This is a genomic window from Pseudomonas sp. HR96, assembly GCF_034059295.1.
GTDB lineage: Bacteria > Pseudomonadota > Gammaproteobacteria > Pseudomonadales > Pseudomonadaceae > Aquipseudomonas.
The window spans coordinates 1501521-1523531 of sequence record NZ_CP139141.1; the positions used below are offsets into that span (position 1 = coordinate 1501521).

Here is a 22011-nt window from a genome sequence, read left to right on the forward strand (position 1 = left end):
TGCCCATGGCCAGTCATCCCGACCTCGCCTCGTCGCCTGCCGTCCCTGCCCACATGGCTTCGCAGCGGGTCGACGGCCAATACCGCAACCTGGTGACCCTGCCGCGCGACGGTTTCCTGAAAAAACTGCGCATCGGCGTCAAGTACCTGCTGCTGAAAAAGCCCAGCAATACCCGGCCCGACGCGCCACTGCCGGTGCAACCCTTGACCACCGATGACCTGACCCGAGCTCCAGACGACAGCCTCTGGCGGCTCGGCCACTCCACCGTGCTGCTCAAGGTGCGCGGGCATTTCTTCATCACCGACCCGGTGTTCGGCGAGCGCGCCTCGCCGGTGCAATGGGCCGGCCCCCGGCGCTTCCACCCTGCGCCGATCGCCATCGAGCAGCTGCCGCCGATCAAGGCGGTGATTCTCTCCCATGACCACTACGACCACCTCGACCGCGAAGCCGTGCTCAAGCTGGCGCCACGCACCGAGCATTTTCTCACCACCCTGGGCGTGGGCGACCGGCTGATTGCCTGGGGCATCCCGGCGGCCAAGGTGCGCCAGCTCGACTGGTGGGAGGAAACCGAGGTCGACGGCACCCGCTTCGCCGCCACCCCCACCCAGCATTTTTCCGGGCGCAGCCTGAGCGACAGCAACAGCACGCTCTGGGGGTCGTGGGTGATGATCGAGCCGAACTGGCGGCTGTTCTTCAGTGGCGACTCCGGGTATTTCCCGGGCTTCAAGCAGATTGGCGAGCGCTACGGGCCGTTCGACCTGACCCTGATGGAAACCGGCGCCTACAACGTCAACTGGCCCAGCGTGCACATGCAGCCGGAGGAGAGCCTGCAGGCCCATCTCGACCTGCGTGGGCGGCGCATGCTGCCGATCCACAACGGCACCTTTGACCTGGCGATGCACAGCTGGCAGGAGCCGTTCGAGCGCATCACCGCGTTGGCGGCGGCGGCCCGGGTGGCGCTGAGTACGCCGCAGATGGGCCAGCGCGAGAGCATCCTCGCGCCGGACGCGGGCCAGCCTTGGTGGCAGGGCATCGGCAGCGCGCCGGGCGAGCCGCTGCTCAGCCCGGACTAGGGGCGTTCGCGCTCGAGCTTGCGCCCTTCGCGCGCCTGTTTGTCAGCGCCAGTGCGCAGGCCTTTGCCCTTGGACTCGCTGCGCACCTGGGCGTGGCTGAGCAGGGCGAAGATGAAGCTGCCGCCGATGATGTTGCCGGCCAGGGTCGGGCCGGCGAAATGCACCAGGAATTCGCGCCAGCTCAGTTCACCGGCCCACACCAGGTACGACACTTCGGCCGAGCCGACCACGATGTGGGTGAAGTCGCCCAGGGCCATCAGGTAGGTGATGAGCACGATCACCCACAGCTTGGCGCTCTCCTGTGACGGGATCATCCACACCAGGGTGGCGATCATCCATCCCGAGATGATGCCTTTGGAAAACATCTGCGCAACGTCGTTTTCCATGACCTTGCGGCCGATCTCGAGGAAGGCCATGTCGGTTTTGGTGTCGAAGATCGGCAAATGCAACATCACGTAGCTGACCAGCAGCGTGCCGGCCAGGTTGCCGGCCAGCACCACGCCCCACAGGCGCAGCAGCCGCCCGAGGTTGTTCAGGGTCGGCTTGGTCATCACCGGCAGGACGGCGGTCAGGGTGTTTTCGGTGAACAGCTGCTGGCGCGCCAGAATCACCGCCAGAAAGCCCGCGCTGTAGCCCAGGCTGGCAATCACCTTGCTGGCTTCGGTGTCGGGCAGGCGCGAGTTGAACAGGCCCATGGCCATGAGCGACAGGCCCATGGTCAGGCCGGCCGCCAGTGCCGACCACCACAGCGCGGCGACGCTGCGCTCCAGTTCCTGGTCGCCTTCGGCACGAATGATCTCGTGCAGCAGGGCGGCCCGGGGGGCCTGTTTCTCCTCGGCTTCCTGCTCCTCGCCGGGTGAGAGGCCGGGGGTCTTTTCATGCTGGTCGATGTGATTGTCCATGGGGTGCTGGCCTGGTGATAGGTGAAGGGCTAGAGCACAGACCTGCCCCGGCTGGGTTAGTTGCCTGCGGCCTTACCGGGTACCCAGCACCGGCCCCAGGTTGAACACCTCGCGTACCGCCTCGGCATATTCGCGGCTGCCCAGCTGCATGCTGTTGTTGTGGTTGGCGCCCGGCACCAGCAGCAGGCGCTTGGGCTCGGCGGCGGCAGCGAACAGCTCGCGGCTGAAGCGCGAGGGCACGTACGGGTCATCAGCGCCGTGCACGATCAACACCGGCACGCCGACGTCAGCGATCTTGTCGATGGAGTCGAATTTCTCCGACAGAATCCAGCGCACCGGCAGCGAGGTATGAATGACCGCTGCGGCCACCGAGCCCAGGTCGGTAAAGGTCGACTCGATGATCAGGCCGGCGGCCCGCGCGTCGTTGTCCCTGGCCAGGCGGTCGGCGAGGTCCACGGCAATCGCCCCACCCAGTGAATGGCCGTAGATGAAGCGCTTGCCCGGGTCGGGCTGGAACTGGCGCAGCCGCTGCCAGCCGGCATCGGCGTCTTCGTAGACGCTGCGTTCGGAGGGCAGGTCGCCGGGGCTCTTGCCGAAGCCGCGGTAGTCGATGGCCAGCACCGCGAACCCCATGTCGTGCAGCTCGCTGATGCGCCGCACCTGCGCGGTGAGGTTCCAGCGGGTGCCGTGCAGGTAGAGCACGGCGGGCGCATTGGGCCGCCCGGCCGGCCACCACCAGGCGTGCATCGATTGGTTCATGCCCAGCGCGGTCTTGACCGGAATGTCCAGTTCCTGCACCCCGTTGGGTACGCCGGCGAACCAGCTGGCGGTGCCGGGCTCGATATTGAACAGCAATTCGCGCTCTTTCAGGTGCAGGCGCGAACAGCCGTAGGGCAGGGCCACCACCAGCACCAATGCCAGGCCCAGCAACAGCCGCCAGCCGCGCCGCCGGGCCGGTGGCAGGGAACCAGGGGCGGGGGACGGGGGATCGGTCAGCGTTGCCATGGGTTGCCCTCGAGGATGTGCCCTGTGTGCGGCATGGGGTCATGCAACTGCAACACGCTGTATCAGGATAGAGTTAGTGTTATTCAAATTATTTCAAAACATTTTTCATCGAACTGAAAAGGAGCTCCGGATGACCCCCGGTATTCGCATCGCGGTCACTGCCGCCGTTCTCTCCACCGGCACCTGGCTTGGCCTTGCCAGGGCCCAGGCGCAGGAGCAGCCGGGGGTGTATCAAGGCACCGTAGGCACGGCGGCCGTGGTGGTGGAACTGGACATGGCCGACCCCAGCCAGGTCAGCGGCCGCTACTTCTACCTCAAGCATCACCGCGACCTGGCGCTGGAGGGCAGCCTGGAGGGCGAGCAGCTGGAGCTCAACGAGGGCCTGGAGAACTTCGACGAGGCGCCGCGCCCGACCCTCAGCCTGCACGCCGATGGCGCCCAGGGCTGGAGCGGGCAGTGGCAGGACCCCAAGGGCAAGCGCCTGACCGTCACCCTCAAGCCGGCGCAATTACCCCCCGAGCAGGCCGATGCCGCGCCGTTCTGGCATGACCTGCGCAGCGCCTCGCCTTATGAATACCTGCGCCTGAGTGGCCTGAGCCTGGTCGACGGCAAGACCGAAGACAGCATGGGCTACCGCCTGCAGTGGCAGCAGGAGCCCGACTCCAAGATCAGCCTGTTCCAGGTCAGCAAAGGCTACCCGGCGGCCCAGCAGGCCCTGCTCGACCGCGAACTGCAGGCGCGTTTGTGGACCGAAGTCAGCGCCTATCACGCCTGCATGCTGGGCGCGAGCCGCATGGGCGAAGGCGAATTCGAGCAGACCGTCACCCCTGAGCTGCTGACCCCGAGCATCCTCAGCGTCAGCGTCTTCACCAGTTACAACTGCGGTGGCGCCCATCCGGATTTCGGCGACGCGCCGATCAATCTCGATGCGCGCACCGGCCACTACCTCTCCCTGGAGGACGTGCTGTGGATCGGCGAAGGCAAGCCGCTGCACTACGACGACCGCGACGGTGCCACGCCCACCGACCGCTCCGATGTCGACTTCGAGACCTTCTCGCACTACCGCGAGCAGGTGCTGGCACCCTGGCTGGTGGCGCAGTTCAAGCAGCTCTACCCGCAACAGATGACCAAGACCACCGACGACGACTGCGACTACAGCGACCCGGACATCTGGCGCTTCCCCTCCTGGCACTTCACGCCCCAGGGCATCTACCTGGGCCCCAGCTTTGCCCGGGTGATGCGCGCCTGCGAGGGCAGCGACTGGTCAGTGCTGCCCTACAGCGTCATCCGCCAGCACCCGGGGGGTGTTGCATTGCCCTTGCCGGCGACATGAGCGGGCGGGATGTTTTCCACCGCGCGCCGGAAATCCCCTACAACATTTTCGGAAAAGCCTGATGGTTAAATTCGAATGGGTGAGTTTTCATAAGAAAACTGCCCGTTCGGGTTTATCAGCGCAGGTCCTATCGTGAAAACAGCCATCCAGCGACCTCTGACCTCCATCAGCCTGCTCAGCCTCTGGCTGTGGCTGTTGTTCACCGGGTTGCTCAGCGGCCCCATGCTCGCCCGTGCCCTGGATCTGCGCGGCGCCTGGCCTGATTACCAGGCCATCATGGACAACCTCGACCACCCGGCCGCGCTCTGGCGCTGGATCGTCGGCGACCTCAGCGAAGTGATGTTCTACAAGCACGAGTTCGCCTCGCTGGGGCTGCTCGGCGGCGCCGCATTGGCCTGCTGGGCGACGCGGCATGGCAGGCCATGGCAGGGTTTCGCGCTGGCGCGAGGCAGCGGTCTGTGGCCATGGGTGGCGGCCAGCGGGCTGCTGGGCGTGCTGTTGGGCAACTTGCTGTGGAGCTGGGCCCTGACCCCGGCGCACTGGCAGCCGACCTTCGTCGCCTTCGCCTCGCTGCCGGCGGCCGCGGTGTTGCGCTACGGTCCGGGATGGCGGGTGGCCTGTTGTGGTGCGATCGGCGCCGCTGTGCTGGTAACGCCGCTGAGCATGCTCGCCGTGCACCTGGTGTGCGCGCCGCTGCAGTGGCCACGGCTGGTGGGGCAGGCGGCCGGGATGCTCGGCGGTTGCCTGCTGGCCATGCAACTGTTTCGCCGCTATCCAGGCCTGACCCAAACGCCGCCGCTGTCGGATAGCCCGCGCCCGGCGCCCGGCCTGGCGCCGGTTCAGGATTACCGCTGGGTCTTGCGCCGGGCACTGGCCGACTTTTCCGAGGCCCCCGCGTTCGGCAACGAGTGGGCCAGCGCCGGGCTGATCCTCGGCGTACTGCTGGCCTGGTGGCTCAACCCCTTGGCGCCGGTCTACGGCAGCGGCCTGTTGCTCGAGCTGCTGGGCGCCCAGGCGCTGGCGGCGCTGCTCGGGGTGCTGCGCTGGCGCCGGGAATGGGCCTGCCAGGGCTGGTACCCGACCTACGTCCCGCTGGTGTCGGTGGTGCCTTCGGCGATCCTGCTGCTCGGCGGGGCGCTCTGGGTGATGATTGCCAGCGCGCTGCTCGGGGCGCTGATCACCCCGCCGCTGGCAGCCCGGTTGCGCTGCCGCCTGCCCGCATCGGCGCCTGGTTGCGTGGCCGACCTGCTGGCGATGATCCTCGGCGTGCTGCTGATTCTGCCGCCGCTGGCCCTGCTGGCCAGCTGGCAGTAGCGGCATGACTGGCGATTGCGCTGCGGCTGGCGTTTAATACTGGCCTCATTGCCGTCGCATTTCCGATGACGGCACTTGCCGCCGGACTCTACATGGCTATCCCCCTGAGCAACGAACCCCTTGGCGAAGACGATCTGAACTACCTCGAGGACGTGCTCGAGAAATACCGTTCCGAGGCCTCGGTGTACAACGTCTCCGAACTGGACGGCTTCTTCACCGCCGTGGTCTCAGGCCCCGAAGCTGTCGGTTTCGACGACTGGTACTCGATGCTCTGGGGCGCCCCGGAATTTCTCCCGCAATGGAAGGACGAGCGTGAGTTCGAGCGGTTCTTCACCTTGTTGATCCAGCACATGAACCACGTCGCCACCCTGCTCATGGAACAGCCCGAGGACTTCGAGCCGCTGTTCAACGAAGCCGAGGTGGATGGCGAGATGGCGCTGATCGTCGAAGACTGGTGCTTTGGCTACATGCGCGGCATGAGCACCGGCAACGGCTGGCCGGACCTGCCCGAGCAGGAGCAGCAATACCTCTCGGCGATCATCATGCACACCGAGGAAGAGAGCCTGCTCGATGAAGACGGCCCACTGGCCATCGACCCCATGGAGACCGTCGCGCTGATCCCGGTGGCCGCCGTCCATCTGCAGCAGTACTGGCTGGGCCGGCGCGCCGAATTCCTGCCCCATCGCGCCGAACCCAAGGTCGGGCGCAACGACCCTTGCCCGTGCGGCAGCGGGCGCAAGTTCAAGCAATGCTGCCTGCATTGATTCGCTGTTGACAGGCGCTGCCAACTGCGTAGAATGCCGCGCCACAGCAGGCACGTAGCTCAGTTGGTTAGAGCACCACCTTGACATGGTGGGGGTCGTTGGTTCGAGTCCAATCGCGCCTACCAAACAAAATCCGCTCTGCTGGGCGGTGAAAGAAGGGCGATCCGAAAGGGTCGCCCTTTTTTGTGCAGGCGATTTGTCACCACTGTGTCACCATTTCCTGATAATGCCCGGGCCAGAGCCTTTCGGTAGATTTGCTGCATGCTTCACAAAAGCCATCACGTCAGGGAATTTAAATGCGGGTACCCCCTCTAAACCAGTTCAGCCAGACCCGACCTTCGGTACGGTCTCTTTTGACGTCAACATTGGACTGACTGTGACGCATGATTGAACACGCCATAACACCTATCGCTGGTGCTCGTATTCTGGTGGTGGAAGACGAAGAAGTGCTGCGGGTCCTGACCGACGACATCCTTTCCGAGGAAGGCTTCATCGTCAGCCAGGTGCCAAATGCCGAAGAGGGGCTCAAGTACCTGGCCCAGCACAGTCACGAGTGTGACGTAGTGCTGGTGGATGTGCGCATGCCGGGCGCCCTGGACGGGATCGACTTCGCCCATGTGGTGGAGGCCGTATGGCCGCACATTTCGATCGTCATCGTCTCCGGCTACTCCAACTCGCAGACTCCGGCGCCACGTTCGGCGGTGATGCTGCGCAAGCCCTGGCGGCTCGACACCCTGGTGGCCGCAGTGACCACGGCGAGCAAGAAGCGCCAGCTCTGATCAGCGCCCTGCCAGCACGCGCTTGACCATGGCGTCATGGCCGCCGCGGTCATCGGCCCGGGAGATGATCTGCACCAGCGACAGGGTCTGGCCGGAGCCGGCGATGAAGGTCGTACTCAAGGTCGGGCCACCGCCCAGAGTGGCGGTGCTGTCGACTCGGGTCACGCCCAGCTTCTTGAGCACCAGGGTGCTCTCGGCGGTTTTCTTGAAGTCGGGGGCAGCCTTGCTCTGGTCGGCGACGAAGTCGGCCGTGGCCTGTTGCAGGAACGCCGGATCGTTATCGCCGGCGCTCACCCCGGCAGGGGTAGGCACCTGAGTCGCCATCACCACCCGTTTGCTTTTCTCGCTGGCGTACATGGTGCCGGTGGAGCCTGCCGTGCCGCTTTTCGCGTCGCCCGGGGTCATGGCTTCGGCGGTGTAGCCAGTGGGCAGGGTGAAGGAGAATTTGCCACCCAGGGTCGAGACCTTGGGGCCGGTTTCGACATGACTGGCGGCCTTGGGGTGGTGCTTGGTCTGGCTGTGCGCCAGGGGCGCGGACAGGCCGATGGCTACACTCAGTAACAGTTGAACAAGGCGAATACGCGACATGGCAATCTCCGGAAACAATTGCCGGGGATTCTACATGGGTCTCGTTGAATGCGCGTGATGGCCGTTGCGAGACAGGGGGAGTACGACTCCAATTTTTTTCAACTATAGCGAATGTCTTACACGCCGTGCCTGCAATCTCCTCTATTGCCATTCCCACCCCAGCAGTAATCTAACCCCATCAACTGAAGCAACGGATCGCTTCAGGGTCAGGGACGACTGGCCATTGCATGGACGCTGCCGACAGGACGTTGGATGGCACACAAAGAACCCGCTTCGGCGGGTTTTTTGTTGCCTGCGGAAAACCGCGCGGGCTTTGCCCGTTCCTAACAGTGGACAGCTATTGATGTTCGACAACAGTCCGCCATGCACCAAGGCGGTCATAGGCAATGCCGCTGGAACGGCACGTTCGAAGTGATGTAGGAGCCGGCGCAGCTGGCGAGCGAAGCGACCCCGGACGCAAGGTTCGATTGGCCATGAGCCGCGATACCGTCAGATGATTCAATCGGCCACCGAGGTGATGCCCTCGCCAGCTGCGCCGGCTCCTACACCGGCCCAGTTTGCTGCGCGACAGCGCGGCGTCGTAGGCGAGGCGGCACCTCCCGCGGAGCTGCCCGCTCCTGCATGGCGAGCAAGCCTACCTTTCACCCCACCAGGGACGCGATCTCGCGCGTGACGCCATCCATCGGTGCATGCCCGGAATACTGCAGCGCCACCTCCTGGGCGATGTCCACCACCTCCTCGATCAATGCCATGCCCGAGCCGGTCCGCCAGCTGGCCACGATGTCCATTGGCGGCGGCAGCGGCACATGTTCGACCGCCTTGAGCACGCCGCTGGCCAGTTCGCTGCGCACCAGGGTCGGCGGCAGCGCGCCGATGGCGAAGCCGTCACGCACCAGCCGGGTGATGGCCGAAGCCGAGTTCACGCAGTTGATGCGCGGCGCCAACGCTTCGGACAGGTGCAGCAGGTTGAGCAGGTCCTGATGCGGGCGCGAGTTGCGTGAAAAGGTCACGATGCGTTCCCCGGACAGCTGGGCGAGGCTGCTGTAGGGGCGGTCGAGCGCCGAGCCGCTCGCCACCAGCCAATGCACCGGATAGCGGTCGAGCAGGCGGTTGCGCACGCTGTCCAGGCGCATCATGTCGGTCTGCAGGACGATGTCCTGATAGCCTTTTTCCAGTTGTTCGCACAGATTGCGCGCCGTGTCGGCGGTGATTTCGATCTCCACCTCCGGGTAGCACTGGGTCAGGCGTGTTACCAGTGGACTCAGCCAGGTGTGTATCACCGTGTCCATCGCGCCAATGCGCAGGCGCCCTCGGGCCTGGTGTGGGTCCTTGATCGCGGCCTTGAGGTGATGCAGCGTGTCCATCATGTGCTCGGCGTATTCCAGTACTCGGCGCCCTTCGCCGGTCAGTTCCACGCCCTTGGAATCGCGCACGAACAGCCGCGCGCCCAGCTCCTGCTCCAGCGCCGCGACCCGGCTGGACACGGACGCCTGGGTGGTGAAGAGCTTTTCTGCTGTCAGCCGAAAGCTCTTCAGGCGAGCGATCCAGACGAAGGTTTCGAGAAATTTGATGTTCATGCCCGGGCCTGTGCAAGCCAGCTTGAAGCGCCGGCAGTGGGCCTCTGGGCTGCAGGTTGTATGCCAGCCGACTGCAAGAAAAATTGATCGCGCCCGGACGATTTTTCTCGTTGGACGCAGGCCCTATCGCCTCTAAACAATCCCCCTACAAACAATGGCGCCGCAGCGCTTCCCTGCCACCGTCGAGAGGACCCTGTCATGCCCATTCCGGTAAACCTCTGGCCCTTGCTCGGCGTGGCCGCCATCGTGCTGGGCTTCGTGTTGCGCTTCAACCCGGTGCTGGTGGTCGCCCTGGCGGCGCTGATCACCGGAGTGGCGGCGAGCATGCCATTGGAGAGCATCCTGGCCACCATCGGTGGTGGTTTCATCAAGACCCGCACCTTGCCGCTGATCATCCTGCTGCCCCTGGCCGTGATCGGCCTGCTGGAGCGCCATGGCCTGCGCCTGCATGCCCAGCAGTGGATCGCGCGGTTTCGCAACGCCACGGTCGGGCGTCTGCTGCTCGGCTACCTGTTCGTTCGTGAAACAGCGGCGGCGCTCGGCCTGACCAGCCTGGGCGGGCATCCGCAGATGGTCCGCCCGTTGCTGGCGCCGATGGCCGAAGGGGCGGCCATCAGCCGCTACGGCGCATTGCCTGCAGCGGTGCGCCAGCGCCTGCTGGCGATGTGCGCGGCGACCGACAATGTCGGGCTGTTCTTCGGCGAGGACATTTTCGTCGCCTTCGGCGCCATCGCCTTGATGCACACCTTCCTGCTCGGCGCAGGCATCGATGTCGAACCCTTGCACATCGCGGTCTGGGGTATCCCCACGGCCATCGCCGCGTTCATCGTGCACGGCTTTAGGGTGTACCGCTTCGACTATTACCTGCAACGCCACCTGGGCGAGGGCGACCGGCCATGATCCTGTCCATTCAATACCTGTACTGGCTGGCCGGCGTGGTGCTGGCGATCACCACGCTGATGATCCTGTGCGACCGCGAGCATCCCAGGCGCTGGTCCAGTGGCCTGTTCTGGGGCCTGTTCAGCCTGGCGTTCCTGTGCGGCGAGCGCCTGCCACCGGTGTGGGTGGGCGTCGGCGTGCTGGTCATGGCGCTCATCGCCGGGTGTGGCGGGGTGGGCCTGGGTCGCCATCGCGAATTGTCGCCGCAGCGCCGCCAGGCCAGCGCGACACGCCTGGGCAACAAACTGTTCGTGCCGGCGCTGGCCATTCCCTTGATCACAGTGTTCTGCGCCCTGGCCTTGAAGAACTTCAAGATCGGCGACGCCTGGCTCCTCGACCCGGCCAACAGCACCTTCGTCGCCCTCGGCCTGGCCAGCGTGCTGGCACTGGGGCTGGCCTGCTGGCTGACCCGCGACACCCCGCTGCAAGCCATGGGCGAGTCGCGCCGCCTGACCGAAACCCTCGGCTGGGCGCTGGTGCTGCCGCAGATGCTGGCCATGCTGGGCCTGGTGTTCACCGACGCAGGCGTCGGCAAGGCGGTGGCGCACCTGGCCACCGCCTACATCAACCTCGACTACCGGCTGGTGGCGGTGATGGTCTATGTGTTTGGCATGGCGCTGTTCACCGTGGTCATGGGCAACGGCTTCGCCGCGTTTCCGGTGATGACCGGCGGCATCGGCGTGCCCGTGCTGGTCGGCGTGTATCACGCCAACCCGGCCGTCATGGCCGCCATCGGCATGTTCTCCGGCTATTGCGGCACCTTGCTCACGCCCATGGCGGCCAACTACAACATGATCCCCGCCGCGCTGCTGGAGTTGCCCGACAAGTACGCGGTGATCAAGGCCCAGGTGCCGACCGCGCTGGTCATGCTGCTGGTGAACGTCGGGTTGCTGTACCTGTTGATGTGAACTCCCTCGCTGGCAAGGCTTCCTAACAGAAACCCACCACGAGAGGATCTTCTCCCATGCTCGACTCCCGCCTCAGCGCCTGCATCAAGGATTGCCTGGACTGCGTCGTCACCTGCCAGGCCTGCGCCGCCGCCTGCCTCAAGGAACCCGATGTGCAGATGATGGCAGGTTGCATCGCCCTCGACCTGGACTGCGCCGACATCTGCGCCACCGCTGCCAAACTCATGGCGCGCAACTCGGCCAATGCCCAGCGCTACTGCCAGCTGTGCGCCGAAGTCTGCCGCGCCTGTGCCAAGGAGTGCGAACAGCATCCCGCAGACCACTGCCAGGCCTGTGCCAAGACCTGCCTGTTGTGTGCCGAGGCGTGCGAGAACATGGCGGCGTAACCGAGGGCAGACAACGCGCCCTCCAGGGCGGCGTTTCACAAGTTGCCTGCCCACCGCTTCCCTCTGCCAATACCCGCTCCTTGCGCCTAGAAACAGGCACTGGCCAGCTTGCCAGGCACAAGGAGATTCAGTCATGACCATAGGCACCAGCTACAATTATCCGGCGGCCGGCATTGCCGCCAGCCCCGGCACACCCTGGGCGGCTCCCTTTCCCAATCCTCCCGACCTGTGTTTCGACTATCGTCGCTTGCTCGAACAGCCCGGTGGCATCGCTACAGCCACGGCCACGGCGCACCGGATCGCTGTCATCGGGGCAGGAGTTGCCGGGCTGACCACTGCGCGCGAATTGCTGCGCTGCGGCTTCACCGACGTCACCCTGATTGAACAGTCGCGGCGTATCGGCGGTCGTCATCTGACCGTCGACACCCAGGCCAACCCGGCTGCGCCGCCGTCCACCCCCTTTGAAATGGGCGCGATGCGCATGCCCCTGTTCAACAGAACGGGCCAGGACCCCAAGGAAGGCCGCTCGTTGATGGCTTATTACGCCCATCTGTTCGACTTGCAGCTGTCCGATTTCCCCAACCCCGGTACGCCTGTCGTGGCCTCCACCGGCATCTATCTGCACGAAGGCCAACTGCTGGGCCAAGGCGAGCCCGCTCTGTTGATCTGGGACAATGCTAGCGGTGATGTGCCCCCGCCCACTCCACAGTTGGCGGCAGTTCATGACAAATGGCAGGCCTTCGCCAGACGCATGGTCGACCAGGTGGCGGCGGTGTACGGGGGCCCGCAATGGCCGGCTTTCTGGGCGGCGATTGTGCACCGTTACCAGAATCTGTCATTTCGTGAGCTGGTCATGCTGCCTGCCATCGGGCAGTGGCGCGCCGATGCACCAGGCGATTTTGGCGGGCTGGGCATGAGCCGGGAAGAGTCGGCGATCTTCTACGCCATCGGCATTGGCGATGGCAGTTGGGGTGCGTTTTATGACGTGTGCAGCCTTTACCCTTTGCGCACCGCTATATTCGGCTTCAGCAGCCACCTGCAACTGGTGCACGGTCGTGTCGACGAAAACGGCCAACCGCGCCAGGCGCCTTACCTAAACGCCCCGGTGTACGATGTGGACGGCAGCAAGTTCCAAAGGCCTGGCTACATCGGCCTGGTGGCATTGGATCAATGCCTTATGTTCCTGCCGGGGGAGGGGCTACCGCGCTCGTTCTACGATCACTGCCACGCGCGTGACCAAGGCCTGCACACCGACGCCCGGGTGACCGGGTTGACCCGGCTGGCGACCGGGCAGATCCGGGTCGACTACACGGCCTACGCCAGCCAGGGTGCCAATGCCCAGCCGCGCAGCGCGCAATTCGATGCGGTGATCATGACCCTGCCGTCATGGATCATCGAAACCCGCCTGCAACTGAGTGGCTTCGACTCCAACAGTCTGCCTTTGCGCATCGTCAACGCCTACAAGAACGCGCATTGGGAGACCAGTTGCAAGGTCTACGCGCCGCTCAAGGAGAGTTTCCTGCGCAACAATCCGGGTATCCCGCAGATACTGATAACCGACAGCTTCGTGCATGACGTTTACGCCTACCGCTACAACGCTCACTACGCCTACGATTGCATACTGTTGAGCTACACCTGGGAAGACGACGCCACCAAGCTGGCCGCATTCGACGATGCAGAGCTGGCGCGTCATTGCCTCGGCGAGCTTGATCGGATTCTGCTACGTTGCAGCAATGTTGGCACGGCGCTTTCGCCTTATGTCGACCTGTCCGGCGCGCGGGTGCAGCGCTGGGTGACCGATGCCAACGCCCTCGGCTGCGCCAAACTCTACCGCGCCGGAACCTACGATGACGCTGTCGGTTTGATGGCCTACAACCGTGACTACAGTGCTCAATCCAACCTGTATTTCGCCGGCGAAGGCTATTGCGTCGATGCCGGCTGGACTGAACCGGCCCTGCGGGGGGCAGTGGACGCGGTGATCCATCTCTGCGCGCAGACTGGCGCTGTCTTCAATGGCGGTTTCAGCCTGAGCGATTACCCGAGTTACCTGCGCAGTTGATCCTCTGTCAGCAAGCCAGCGAGCCAGCATCCACCGCCGCGGGGGTGGTTCGCTGGCAATCGAGGCTTTCAACTGTAGGAAATTTCCGACCCAAACTTCGGAATCGTCCTCTTTAATAAAATCATATGGATGGGTTTTCATCTGTTAACACCTCATTCGGGTGATAACAACAAGGAATCCTGTCATGCCCAGTTCAACCCATGCCGTCAGCCCCGTGCGAGTCGCCGTCGTGCAGTGCGACCCGCAGGTCGGTGTCGAGCACTGTGAAAGCAACCTGCGCCATGCCTTGCAGCTGGCGCGTCAGGCCGTGGAAAACGGCGCCAACCTCATTGTACTGCCGGAGCTGGTAACCACAGGCTATGCCTTCGCCAATCGCGCCGAAGCGTTCGCCCACTGCGAGAGCATCCCCACCGGCCTGTCTTGCCAGATGCTCCTGGATTTTGCCCATGAGCATGGCATCTACCTGGCGGCCGGGGTGGCCGAGCGCGATGGCATGCACCTCTATGACAGCGCGGTGCTGGTCGGCCCCCATGGTTACCTTGGCAAGTACCGCAAGGCGCACCTGTGGAACCAGGAGAAACTCTGGTTTACCCCTGGCGACCTGGGTTTTCCGGTGTTCGACACGCCCATCGGCCGGATCGGCCTGCTGATCTGCTGGGACATCTGGTTCCCCGAGGTGCCGCGCATCCTCGCCCAGCAAGGCGCAGACATCATCTGCAGCCTGAACAACTGGGTGTGGACGCCGCCGCCGCTGTTCGACGCTACCGGCAAATGCATGGCCTCGTACCTGACCATCACCGCCGCCCACGTCAATAACGTCTTTATCGCTGCGGCCAACCGCACCGGCATCGACCGCGGCGAACGTTTCCTTGGCTGCTCGCTGATCGCCGGCACCAGCGGCTGGCCGCTCACCGAAGTGGCCTCGGCCGAGCACGAAGCCATCCTCTATGCCGATGTCGACTTGGTGGCCGCGCGCAGTGCGCCAATCTGGAACAGCCTCAACGACCTGCCGCGCGACCGCCGCGCCGACCTCTACGACAGCATGCTCGGCTACCGCCTGCATCCTGCGCTGCCGCGCTGAGGAGGCCCCGTGGACAATCCTGCACTCAAGCCGGCGCTCACACCCCGGCTGCTGGGCGTGGTGGTACTGGCCGTAGCCGTGCTGAGTTTCTGCACCGGGCTGATTCTTTCCCACGGGCTGTACCTGGACATGCGCTGGCCCAGCTACGCCGACACCGCCGGCAACCTTGACCAGCCGATCGCCTGGCTGCGCTGGGTGCTGGGCGATCTCAGCGAGTATGCGTTCTACAAGCACGAGCTGGCGGGCCTCGGCCTGCTGGCCGGGGCCGGGCTGGCCTGGTGGGCCAACCGCAACGGCTGGGCCTGGCAGGGCTTTGCGATTGCCTATGGCAGCGGCTTGTGGCCGTGGATGCTGGCCAGTGCGCTGCTGGGGCTGCTGCTGAGCAACCTGCTGTGGGGGTGGGCGGTCAGCGAGCAGAGTTGGCAGGCCACCTTCGTGCCCTTTGTTTCGCTGCCAGCGGCCACGGTGCTGCTCTATGGCCGGGGCTGGAAGGTGGCGATCGCCGGCGCGCTGCTCGGCGCCTTGCTGGTGGCGCCGGCCAGCCTGCTGCTGATCAACCATGTCACGGCGCCGCTGGGCTTGCCCAATGTGGTCGGTGCCGTCAGCGGCATGGCATTGGGCAGCTGCCTCGGGCTGTGGCTCTGCCGACCGTTGGCCGCCTGGCTGCAGGCGACCGGCGAGCCTGCGGGGCCTGTACCGCCGGCTCGTCCAGTGGAGCAGAGCCACGGCCTGGGCTGGATGGCGCGGCGGGTGCTGGCGGACTTCTCCGAGGCGCCGTTCTTCGGCAATGAACTGGCCAGCCTCGGCCTGCTGGGCGGAATCCTGCTGGCGTATGCCCTGAGCCCGGACGCCACCGTATACGGTTCCGGGCTACTGCTGCCGATACTGGCCGCGCAGGCGCTGGCCTCGGCGGTGGGCGTGCTGGTGTGGCGGCGTCAATGGATTCGCCACGGCTGGTACCCGACCTACATTCCGCTGGTCTCGGTGGCGCCGGCGGCGGTGCTGGTGCATGGCGGCACTTGGCCGGTGGTGCTGATCGGCGCTACGCTGGGCGCCTTGATCGCGCCGCCGCTGGCCAAGTGGCTGGGCGGTTTTCTGCCGGGTTGGTTGCATGGCTTCATCGCCAACGTGATCAGCATGGCGCTGGGCACGCTGTTGATCCTGCCGCTGATCGGCCTCGTGCTGCACTGGAGTTCCTGATGCCTTTACCCCTGCTTGCCATCGCCGCGCTGGGCGGCACCCTTAGCATGACCGCCCGTGACGGTGCCCCCGGCATCCAGCCGAGCGTCGATGCCCAGGCCATGCTGGCAGCGCTGCCGCAGCTGGGCGCCATGGCGCGAGTGCAGGCGCAGACCCTGCGGCTGGTTCCCAGCGCCTCGCTGACCTTCGTGCAGCTGCTCGAAGTGTTCGATTGGGCCAACGCGCAGATTGCCGCCGGCGCCGCTGGCGTGATCGTCACCCAGGGCACCGACACCCTCGAAGAAAGCGCCTTTCTGCTCGACCTGCTGTGGCCGCACCCGCAGCCGCTGGTGTTCACTGCGGCGATGCGTGGCGCCGCCCAGGTCAGCGCCGACGGCCCGGCCAACCTGCTGGCCGCCGCCACGGTGGCGCTGGCGCCGGGCAGCGCCGGGCGCGGCGTGCTGGTGGTGATGAACGACAGCGTTCACGCCGCTCGCCACGTGCGCAAGACCCACACTCTGGCGTTGGACGCTTTCACCTCGCCCGGCCACGGGCCGCTTGGCAGCCTGGTGGAAGGCCAGGTGCGCTATCGCCACGGCGCAACGCCGCGCCAGCCATTGCCGCGCCCGACCCGCAGCGACCATCAAGTCGCCCTGCTGGAAGCCACCCTGGCGGCCGATACCTTGCTGCTCGAGCAACTGCCCGCGCTGGGCTACGCCGGGCTGGTGGTGGCAGGTTCGGGCGCCGGGCATGTCTCGGCCGAGTGGGCCGAGGTGCTCACAGGCATTGCCGCGGCCATGCCGGTGATCATCGCCAGCCGCACGGGGCAGGGCAGCACCGCACGGCAGACCTATGGCTATGTGGGCAGCGAAATCGACCTGCAACGGCGCGGCGCGCTGATGGCCGGCGAGTTGTGCCCGCGCAAATGTCGGCTGCTGATGTGGGTGCTGGCTGGCAGCGGTGGCGATGTGCGGGGCCGGCTGGGAGACTGGCTGGCGGCTATCTGATCGACGGCATCGATGGCCTGAAGGGAGGGGAGGCCGCAAAAGCTCGGGGCCATGCCCCTCCCACCTTCCTGGGAGGCCAGTGCCGACCCTCGGCATGGAACTGCGACCTCGACAACCACTCCACTAAATACCAGCGTCCCCAGATACACACCTGAGCGACCCCTCGACGCGTCTTATCGGCCGCCCCTGCAGTGCTGACGCTGCCCATTATCCGATGGAGCGCGACGATGAAGATTGCCCAGATTGCACCCCTTTACGAGTCGGTGCCGCCGGCGCTGTATGGCGGCACTGAACGTGTTGTGGCCCACTTGACCGATGCCCTGGTCGACCTGGGTCACGAGGTCACCCTGTTTGCCGCCGGGGGGTCCTGTACCAATGCGACCCTGGTAGCCAGCCGCGACCAGCCGCTGCGCCTGGACCAGACCCCGTTGAAATCGGACATGGCCAGCCACCTGACCATGCTCTACGAGCTGCGCCGGCGCGCCGACGAATTCGATGTGCTGCATTTTCACGTCGACCTGCTGCACTTTCCCTTTTTCGCCGACATCGCTCACAAGACCCTGACCACCCTGCATGGCCGGCTCGACATGAAAGACCTGGCCGGCGCCTATCTACGATGGAACCGTTTCGAACTGGTGTCGATCTCCCAGCATCAGCGCGAGCCATTGCCCTTCGCGCGCTGGCTGTCGACCATTCATCACGGCCTGTCTGCCAGCGCCTATGCCTTCAACCCGAAACCGGGTGACTACCTGGCATTTCTCGGGCGCATCTCCCCGGAAAAACGCCCCGACCGCGCCATCGCCATCGCCATTGCCGCCGGCCTGCCGCTGAAGATTGCGGCCAAGGTGGACGCCGCCGACAGCGAATACTTCGAGCGTGAAATCCGTCCGCTGCTGGCCCATCCGCTGATCGAGTTCATTGGCGAGATCGGCGACCATGAAAAGTCCGCCTTTCTCGGCAACGCCCGCGCGCTGCTGTTTCCCATCGACTGGCCGGAGCCGTTCGGCCTGGTGATGATCGAAGCCATGGCCTGCGGCACGCCGGTGATCGCCTGGCGTTGCGGCTCGGTGCCGGAAGTGGTCGACCATGGCGTCACCGGCTTTATCGTCGACGGCGAACGCCAGGCCATCCAGGCCACTCGCGCCGTACTGGAGCTGGATCGCGCGCGGATCCGGCAGGTCTTCGAGCTGCGCTTCTCCGCTCCGGTGATGGCTGGCCACTATGTGCACCTGTACCAGCAACTGGCGGCGGGCCCGTTGGACAACCTGAGGGAAATCGCATGAGCACGTCGGCGAGCAGTGAAGCAGCGCCCGTCACCGATCAGAAGGAAGCCAGCACCGCCAACCTGTTCGTGCTGGTCAACGCCAATTCCTTCCTGGTGGTCAATGCCATGGGCGACCTGGACGGCGGCGCGGTGGGCCTGTTTCATCAGGACACGCGCATCCTGTCCGAGTACCGGCTGCGGGTCGAGGGCCAGCGTCCGTCGCTGCTGTCGGCTACGGTGAGCCAGGACAACGTCTATTTCATTTCCCACCTGACCAACCATCCGCTGCCGGCGCTGGGCGAGGAGAGCACTCCGCAAGGGGTGCTGCACATCGAGCGCAAGCGCTTTCTCTGGGCCGAGCGCATGTTCGAGTGCATCACCCTGACCAACTACAGCGACCATCCCGACAGCATAGCCATCGACCTGCAGTTCGCTGGCGACTTCCTCGACATGTTCGAAGTGCGCGGCTCGCGCCGTGCCCAGCGCGGCACCCTGGGCGAGCCGCAGGTCGGCGAGCGCAGCGTGACCCTCGGCTACCGCGGCCTGGATGACGAGGAGCGCTGCATGGCCATCAGTTTCTCCAGCGCCCTGGACCACCTCGACGGCCGCAGCGCCAGCTTGCGCATGCCGGTGGGTGCCCACGGCTGCAACGCGCTGTACATCGAGGTCGGCGCCAGCGTCATCGCCCCCAGCCGCGAGCGTTATCGCTACGCCGCTGCCCAGGCGCGGCGCCTGATGCGCCACAAGCAGCAGCGCGGCGCCCGGCTCAAGGCTTCCGGGCGGCTGTTTCAAGCCTGGCTGGACAAGTCCCGCGCCGATCTGGCGCTGCTCACCGCCGAACTGCCCAGCGGCCCCTATCCCTATGCCGGGGTGCCCTGGTACTCGACCCCGTTCGGTCGCGATGCGGTTGTCACTGCCTACCAGTCACTGTGGCTCAACCCGTCACTGGCCTACGGTGTACTGGCCTACCTGGCCGAACACCAGGCCAGGGAAACCTCGACCTTCAGCGACGCCGAGCCCGGCAAGATCATGCATGAGACCCGCCAAGGCGAAATGTCCCGGCTCAAGGAGCTGCCGTTCGCGCGCTACTACGGCGGCGTCGACACCACGCCGTTGTTTGTCCTGCTCGCCGGCGCCTACGCCCGGCGCACCGATGACATGGCCTTCATCGACCGCCTGTGGCCGGCGCTGGAGCTGGCCACCCAGTGGATCGAAAACAACGCCAGCCGCAGCCCCGACGGTTTCGTCAGCTACGCCCGGGGGGAGAAGACGGGCCTGGCCAACCAGGGCTGGAAAGACAGCCACGACTCGATCTTTCACCAGGATGGCCGCAGCCCCGAAGGCCCCATCGCCCTGATCGAAGTCCAGGGCTACGCCTACCGCGCCTATCACAGCATGGCCGAACTGGCGCAGCGGCGCGGCAACCACGAGGCCGCCGAGCACTGGCAGCAGTGTGCGCAAAAACTCCAGGCCGCCGTCGAGCGACGGTTCTGGATGGAGGACCAACAGTTCTATGCCCTGGCCATCGACGGCCACGGCGAACCTTGCCGCGTGCGCGCCTCCAACGCCGGCCACCTGCTGTTCAGCGGCCTGCCCAAACCCGAGCGCGGCCGCGCCGTGGCCCGCCAGTTGCTGACTCGGCCGTTCGACAGCGGCTGGGGCCTGCGCACCCTGGAAACCGGCGCCATTCGCTACAACCCCATGAGCTACCACAACGGTTCGGTGTGGCCCCACGACGTCGCGCTGTGCGCCGCCGGCGTGGCTCGCTACGGCGAGCACAGCGGTGCCGTGCATATTCTGAGCAGCATCTTCGAAGCGGCCACCGAGTTCGGCATGCGCCTGCCCGAACTCTACTGCGGCTTCAAGCGCGCCCCGGGCGAAGCGCCCATCGCCTACCCGGTGGCCTGTCTGCCCCAGGCCTGGGCCGCCGGCTCGGTGTTCATGCTGCTGCAGGCCTGCCTGGGCATCCAGATCGATGCCCGCGATTGCCGGGTGGTGATCACCCAGCCGCGCCTGCCGATCGGGATCGATCGTCTCGAGGTGCAGAAACTGGAGTTTGGCCAACACCGCATCGACATCACCTTCGCGCGTATCGGCGACCGGGTGACGGCGTATATCGAAAGGCAGACGGGACCGACGCCGATCAAGATGGATGTGCGGTTTTGAGTTGATCAGGGGTGAAGATCAAACCGGCCTTGCGGCCTCTCGGGGGCAGCGTGCGGCACGCTGCTCTGGGCCTGCAGACACATTCGCTTGCAGAAGATCCGACATTGAACTGACCAACGCCTTGTAGGCCCCAGAACGGGAGAATAGTCTGGAACTCCGCCATTGACGTATAGTGTAAAAGGCATGATATTCATTGAGACGCCGACATTTACAGAAGACGTCAAGCAGTTGCTGAGCGATGAGTGCTACGGCGAGTTTCAGCTGTATATGTGTGGTAACCCCCATGCCGGAGACGTAATCCGAGGCACTAATGGCCTTCGGAAGGTACGCTGGGCCGGCGATGGCGGAGGGAAGCGAAGTGGAGTCAGGATTATTTATTACCACATCAGCTCGGCCTTTGAGATCAGGCTCATTTTGATCTATCGCAAAGGTATCAAGGACGATCTTTCACCCGCCGAGAAGAAAGTGCTTTGCGAGCTGAACAAGAGGTGGAAATGATGGATAAGCGTTTATACGAACGATTGGTCGGTAGCATGACTGAAATGGACCAGATTGATCGGGGTCAGGAGCAGCCTTCCAGGGTGTTTCATATCGACGCGTTGCAAATCAAGACGATTCGCGAGTCTACCGGGCTGTCCCAGGCCAGATTTGCGCAGGCAATTGATGTCGCGGTGGGCACGCTACAAAACTGGGAGCAAGGTCGGCGTGAGCCTGTGGGGCCTGCTCGCGCGCTGCTTCGGGCTATCCACAACGATCCAACTCACGTTCTTGCAGCGCTGGAGCGACGTTGAAACGCGATCCGGCGTGCAGTCCGAGCCGTCTTGCGCCCACCGATCTCAGCCCGTCGCCTGAGTGATGAGGGCAAATTGCTGAACGCCGCCCCGCGCCTGGGGCGCCGAGCCAAGGGTCATCTGCGCTGCGCTGGCGACACACTTCAGCCCTGCGCCGGCCAGTCGCTCACTCAACCCGCAGCCCGCTGCGATATCGATTCGCACAAACTCGCCGGCGACGCGGCTCAACAGCGTGCAAACCAGCTGCCACGCCTCGTGCTCGTCTCGGGCAATCACCGGGCCGATGCTCAAGCCCCGGCCGAACGGCCGCAGCAGGGCAAAGCTGGCAACCTGCCCCTCATGCTCGACCGCGATGCCCTGCAAGGCGCTGGCCAGCACCTCATCGAGCACCGCACCGCGCTGCAACCCGCTGCCCGCAGAGGCCAAGGCGTGCAGCCGAGAGCGATCAGCGGCGCGCAGATCGCGCGTGCCATTGGCCGCTGCGAGCGGTGTTGCCACTCCTTGCCATTGCTCGATGCGTGCGTACTCGCGAAAGCCCATCTTCAGGTACATCGGCGCCCCGGCAGGCGTTGCATTGAGGAGGGCGGTGCGTGGGGCCACCGTCGCCAGCGCCAATTCCATCAGCCGGCGGCCAATGCCCAGCCCCTGGTAGGCGTCATCGACGATGACCAGGCCGATCAGCGAGAAGTCGCCTTGATGGCAGGCAAACGAACTACCCACCACCTGGCCTGCACTCTCGCAGACGAAGCCGTCGGCCAGGCGTTGCAGCATCGCCCAGTCCTCCAGGCGATGGGACCAGCCCACGCGGGCCGACAAGGTGTGTGCGGCCGGGATGTCGGCGGCGGTGATAGGGCGGCAGGTGACGGCCGGCGGCAGGGGGGCGGACATGGGGGGGC

At 65.2% G+C, this 22011-nt stretch carries 21 protein-coding genes and 1 tRNA gene; 17 read left to right on the top strand and 5 right to left on the bottom strand.

Going from position 1 to position 22011, the window contains the following annotated elements; genetic code table 11:
* Positions 1 to 5: 5 nt before the first annotated feature.
* Positions 6 to 1073, top strand: coding sequence for an MBL fold metallo-hydrolase (locus SFA35_RS07115; RefSeq protein WP_320576641.1), 1068 nt, complete (start codon positions 6 to 8; stop codon positions 1071 to 1073).
* Here SFA35_RS07115 and SFA35_RS07120 read toward each other — a convergent pair.
* The gene (locus SFA35_RS07120; protein WP_320576643.1) at positions 1070 to 1975 is read right to left on the bottom strand and encodes a formate/nitrite transporter family protein; all 906 of its coding nucleotides are present in this window, start codon (positions 1973 to 1975) and stop codon (positions 1070 to 1072) included. The two genes, SFA35_RS07115 and SFA35_RS07120, sit on opposite strands and share 4 nt — an antisense overlap.
* 72 nt (positions 1976 to 2047) lie before the next feature.
* Entirely contained in the window at positions 2048 to 2980 is a 933-nt protein-coding gene (locus SFA35_RS07125; RefSeq protein ID WP_320576645.1) for an alpha/beta hydrolase, read from the bottom strand.
* A gap of 130 nt (positions 2981 to 3110) precedes the next feature.
* Between SFA35_RS07125 and SFA35_RS07130 the strand changes: the two genes are divergently transcribed.
* The 5 genes from SFA35_RS07130 to SFA35_RS07150 all read left to right on the top strand — a co-directional run bounded on the left by SFA35_RS07130 (position 3111) and on the right by SFA35_RS07150 (position 7170).
* Positions 3111 to 4313, top strand: a complete 1203-nt coding sequence (locus SFA35_RS07130) for a hypothetical protein (protein ID WP_320576647.1) — start codon at positions 3111 to 3113, stop codon at positions 4311 to 4313.
* Positions 4314 to 4445: 132 nt separating this feature from the next.
* Complete coding sequence (locus tag SFA35_RS07135; RefSeq protein WP_320576648.1) at positions 4446 to 5627, top strand: hypothetical protein; 1182 nt, start codon at positions 4446 to 4448, stop codon at positions 5625 to 5627.
* A gap of 92 nt (positions 5628 to 5719) precedes the next feature.
* Positions 5720 to 6391 (top strand): UPF0149 family protein, encoded by a 672-nt coding sequence (locus SFA35_RS07140; RefSeq protein ID WP_320576651.1) that lies wholly within the window; start codon positions 5720 to 5722, stop codon positions 6389 to 6391.
* A 48-nt stretch (positions 6392 to 6439) separates the two neighbouring features.
* Positions 6440 to 6516, top strand: a tRNA-Val gene (locus SFA35_RS07145).
* Positions 6517 to 6774: 258 nt separating this feature from the next.
* On the top strand, positions 6775 to 7170 hold the full coding sequence (locus tag SFA35_RS07150) for a response regulator (protein ID WP_320576653.1): 396 nt from the start codon (positions 6775 to 6777) through the stop codon (positions 7168 to 7170).
* On the opposite strand, the gene SFA35_RS07155 is transcribed toward SFA35_RS07150, so the two are convergent.
* Entirely contained in the window at positions 7171 to 7758 is a 588-nt protein-coding gene (locus tag SFA35_RS07155; protein ID WP_320576655.1) for a hypothetical protein, read from the bottom strand.
* Positions 7759 to 8399: 641 nt separating this feature from the next.
* Positions 8400 to 9335 carry a LysR family transcriptional regulator gene (locus SFA35_RS07160; protein WP_320576657.1) on the bottom strand — a complete coding sequence of 312 codons (936 nt, stop codon included), beginning with the start codon at positions 9333 to 9335 and terminating at the stop codon, positions 8400 to 8402.
* A 198-nt stretch (positions 9336 to 9533) separates the two neighbouring features.
* Between SFA35_RS07160 and SFA35_RS07165 the strand changes: the two genes are divergently transcribed.
* From SFA35_RS07165 to SFA35_RS07215, 11 genes are all read left to right on the top strand, one after another.
* Positions 9534 to 10235: a DUF969 domain-containing protein gene (locus SFA35_RS07165; protein ID WP_320576658.1), complete on the top strand. Its 702-nt coding sequence runs from the start codon at positions 9534 to 9536 to the stop codon at positions 10233 to 10235.
* Positions 10232 to 11182, top strand: coding sequence for a DUF979 domain-containing protein (locus SFA35_RS07170; RefSeq protein ID WP_320576660.1), 951 nt, complete (start codon positions 10232 to 10234; stop codon positions 11180 to 11182). Before SFA35_RS07165 ends, SFA35_RS07170 begins: the two co-directional genes overlap by 4 nt.
* Before the next feature lie 56 nt (positions 11183 to 11238).
* Positions 11239 to 11568, top strand: a complete 330-nt coding sequence (locus SFA35_RS07175) for a four-helix bundle copper-binding protein (protein WP_320576662.1) — start codon at positions 11239 to 11241, stop codon at positions 11566 to 11568.
* 133 nt (positions 11569 to 11701) lie between these two features.
* Positions 11702 to 13627, top strand: a complete 1926-nt coding sequence (locus SFA35_RS07180; RefSeq protein ID WP_320576664.1) for a flavin monoamine oxidase family protein — start codon at positions 11702 to 11704, stop codon at positions 13625 to 13627.
* Between the two features lie 184 nt (positions 13628 to 13811).
* The gene (locus SFA35_RS07185; RefSeq protein WP_320576666.1) at positions 13812 to 14708 is read left to right on the top strand and encodes a nitrilase family protein; all 897 of its coding nucleotides are present in this window, start codon (positions 13812 to 13814) and stop codon (positions 14706 to 14708) included.
* 9 nt (positions 14709 to 14717) lie between these two features.
* Entirely contained in the window at positions 14718 to 15908 is a 1191-nt protein-coding gene (locus SFA35_RS07190) for a hypothetical protein (RefSeq protein ID WP_414058502.1), read from the top strand.
* Positions 15908 to 16894: an asparaginase gene (locus tag SFA35_RS07195; RefSeq protein WP_320576667.1), complete on the top strand. Its 987-nt coding sequence runs from the start codon at positions 15908 to 15910 to the stop codon at positions 16892 to 16894. The genes SFA35_RS07190 and SFA35_RS07195 overlap by 1 nt, the downstream gene beginning before the upstream one ends.
* Positions 16895 to 17121: 227 nt before the next feature.
* The gene (locus SFA35_RS07200) at positions 17122 to 18177 is read left to right on the top strand and encodes a glycosyltransferase family 4 protein (RefSeq protein WP_320576669.1); all 1056 of its coding nucleotides are present in this window, start codon (positions 17122 to 17124) and stop codon (positions 18175 to 18177) included.
* Positions 18174 to 20324 (top strand): amylo-alpha-1,6-glucosidase, encoded by a 2151-nt coding sequence (locus SFA35_RS07205; RefSeq protein WP_320576670.1) that lies wholly within the window; start codon positions 18174 to 18176, stop codon positions 20322 to 20324. Before SFA35_RS07200 ends, SFA35_RS07205 begins: the two co-directional genes overlap by 4 nt.
* Positions 20325 to 20507: 183 nt before the next feature.
* A complete protein-coding gene (locus tag SFA35_RS07210) occupies positions 20508 to 20822 on the top strand; it encodes a hypothetical protein (RefSeq protein ID WP_320576673.1) in 315 nt (104 codons plus the stop codon).
* The gene (locus SFA35_RS07215; RefSeq protein ID WP_320578897.1) at positions 20822 to 21115 is read left to right on the top strand and encodes a helix-turn-helix domain-containing protein; all 294 of its coding nucleotides are present in this window, start codon (positions 20822 to 20824) and stop codon (positions 21113 to 21115) included. The genes SFA35_RS07210 and SFA35_RS07215 overlap by 1 nt, the downstream gene beginning before the upstream one ends.
* A 45-nt stretch (positions 21116 to 21160) precedes the next feature.
* On the opposite strand, the gene SFA35_RS07220 is transcribed toward SFA35_RS07215, so the two are convergent.
* Entirely contained in the window at positions 21161 to 22003 is an 843-nt protein-coding gene (locus tag SFA35_RS07220) for a GNAT family N-acetyltransferase (RefSeq protein ID WP_320576675.1), read from the bottom strand.
* Positions 22004 to 22011: the final 8 nt, after the last annotated feature.

Excerpts from the sequence above, each read along its gene's own strand:
- SFA35_RS07160 (WP_320576657.1), bottom strand. The coding sequence starts at position 9,335 with ATGAACATCAAATTTCTCGAAACCTTCGTCTGGATCGCTCGCCTGAAG.
- SFA35_RS07200 (WP_320576669.1), top strand. The coding sequence starts at position 17,122 with ATGAAGATTGCCCAGATTGCACCCCTTTACGAGTCGGTGCCGCCGGCG.
- SFA35_RS07215 (WP_320578897.1), top strand. The coding sequence starts at position 20,822 with ATGGATAAGCGTTTATACGAACGATTGGTCGGTAGCATGACTGAAATG.
- SFA35_RS07170 (WP_320576660.1), top strand. The coding sequence starts at position 10,232 with ATGATCCTGTCCATTCAATACCTGTACTGGCTGGCCGGCGTGGTGCTG.
- SFA35_RS07175 (WP_320576662.1), top strand. The coding sequence starts at position 11,239 with ATGCTCGACTCCCGCCTCAGCGCCTGCATCAAGGATTGCCTGGACTGC.
- SFA35_RS07185 (WP_320576666.1), top strand. The coding sequence starts at position 13,812 with ATGCCCAGTTCAACCCATGCCGTCAGCCCCGTGCGAGTCGCCGTCGTG.
- SFA35_RS07220 (WP_320576675.1), bottom strand. The coding sequence starts at position 22,003 with ATGTCCGCCCCCCTGCCGCCGGCCGTCACCTGCCGCCCTATCACCGCC.
- SFA35_RS07210 (WP_320576673.1), top strand. The coding sequence starts at position 20,508 with ATGATATTCATTGAGACGCCGACATTTACAGAAGACGTCAAGCAGTTG.
- SFA35_RS07115 (WP_320576641.1), top strand. The coding sequence starts at position 6 with ATGGCCAGTCATCCCGACCTCGCCTCGTCGCCTGCCGTCCCTGCCCAC.
- SFA35_RS07140 (WP_320576651.1), top strand. The coding sequence starts at position 5,720 with ATGGCTATCCCCCTGAGCAACGAACCCCTTGGCGAAGACGATCTGAAC.
- SFA35_RS07165 (WP_320576658.1), top strand. The coding sequence starts at position 9,534 with ATGCCCATTCCGGTAAACCTCTGGCCCTTGCTCGGCGTGGCCGCCATC.
- SFA35_RS07120 (WP_320576643.1), bottom strand. The coding sequence starts at position 1,975 with ATGGACAATCACATCGACCAGCATGAAAAGACCCCCGGCCTCTCACCC.
- SFA35_RS07130 (WP_320576647.1), top strand. The coding sequence starts at position 3,111 with ATGACCCCCGGTATTCGCATCGCGGTCACTGCCGCCGTTCTCTCCACC.
- SFA35_RS07155 (WP_320576655.1), bottom strand. The coding sequence starts at position 7,758 with ATGTCGCGTATTCGCCTTGTTCAACTGTTACTGAGTGTAGCCATCGGC.
- SFA35_RS07180 (WP_320576664.1), top strand. The coding sequence starts at position 11,702 with ATGACCATAGGCACCAGCTACAATTATCCGGCGGCCGGCATTGCCGCC.
- SFA35_RS07150 (WP_320576653.1), top strand. The coding sequence starts at position 6,775 with ATGATTGAACACGCCATAACACCTATCGCTGGTGCTCGTATTCTGGTG.
- SFA35_RS07125 (WP_320576645.1), bottom strand. The coding sequence starts at position 2,980 with ATGGCAACGCTGACCGATCCCCCGTCCCCCGCCCCTGGTTCCCTGCCA.
- SFA35_RS07195 (WP_320576667.1), top strand. The coding sequence starts at position 15,908 with ATGCCTTTACCCCTGCTTGCCATCGCCGCGCTGGGCGGCACCCTTAGC.
- SFA35_RS07205 (WP_320576670.1), top strand. The coding sequence starts at position 18,174 with ATGAGCACGTCGGCGAGCAGTGAAGCAGCGCCCGTCACCGATCAGAAG.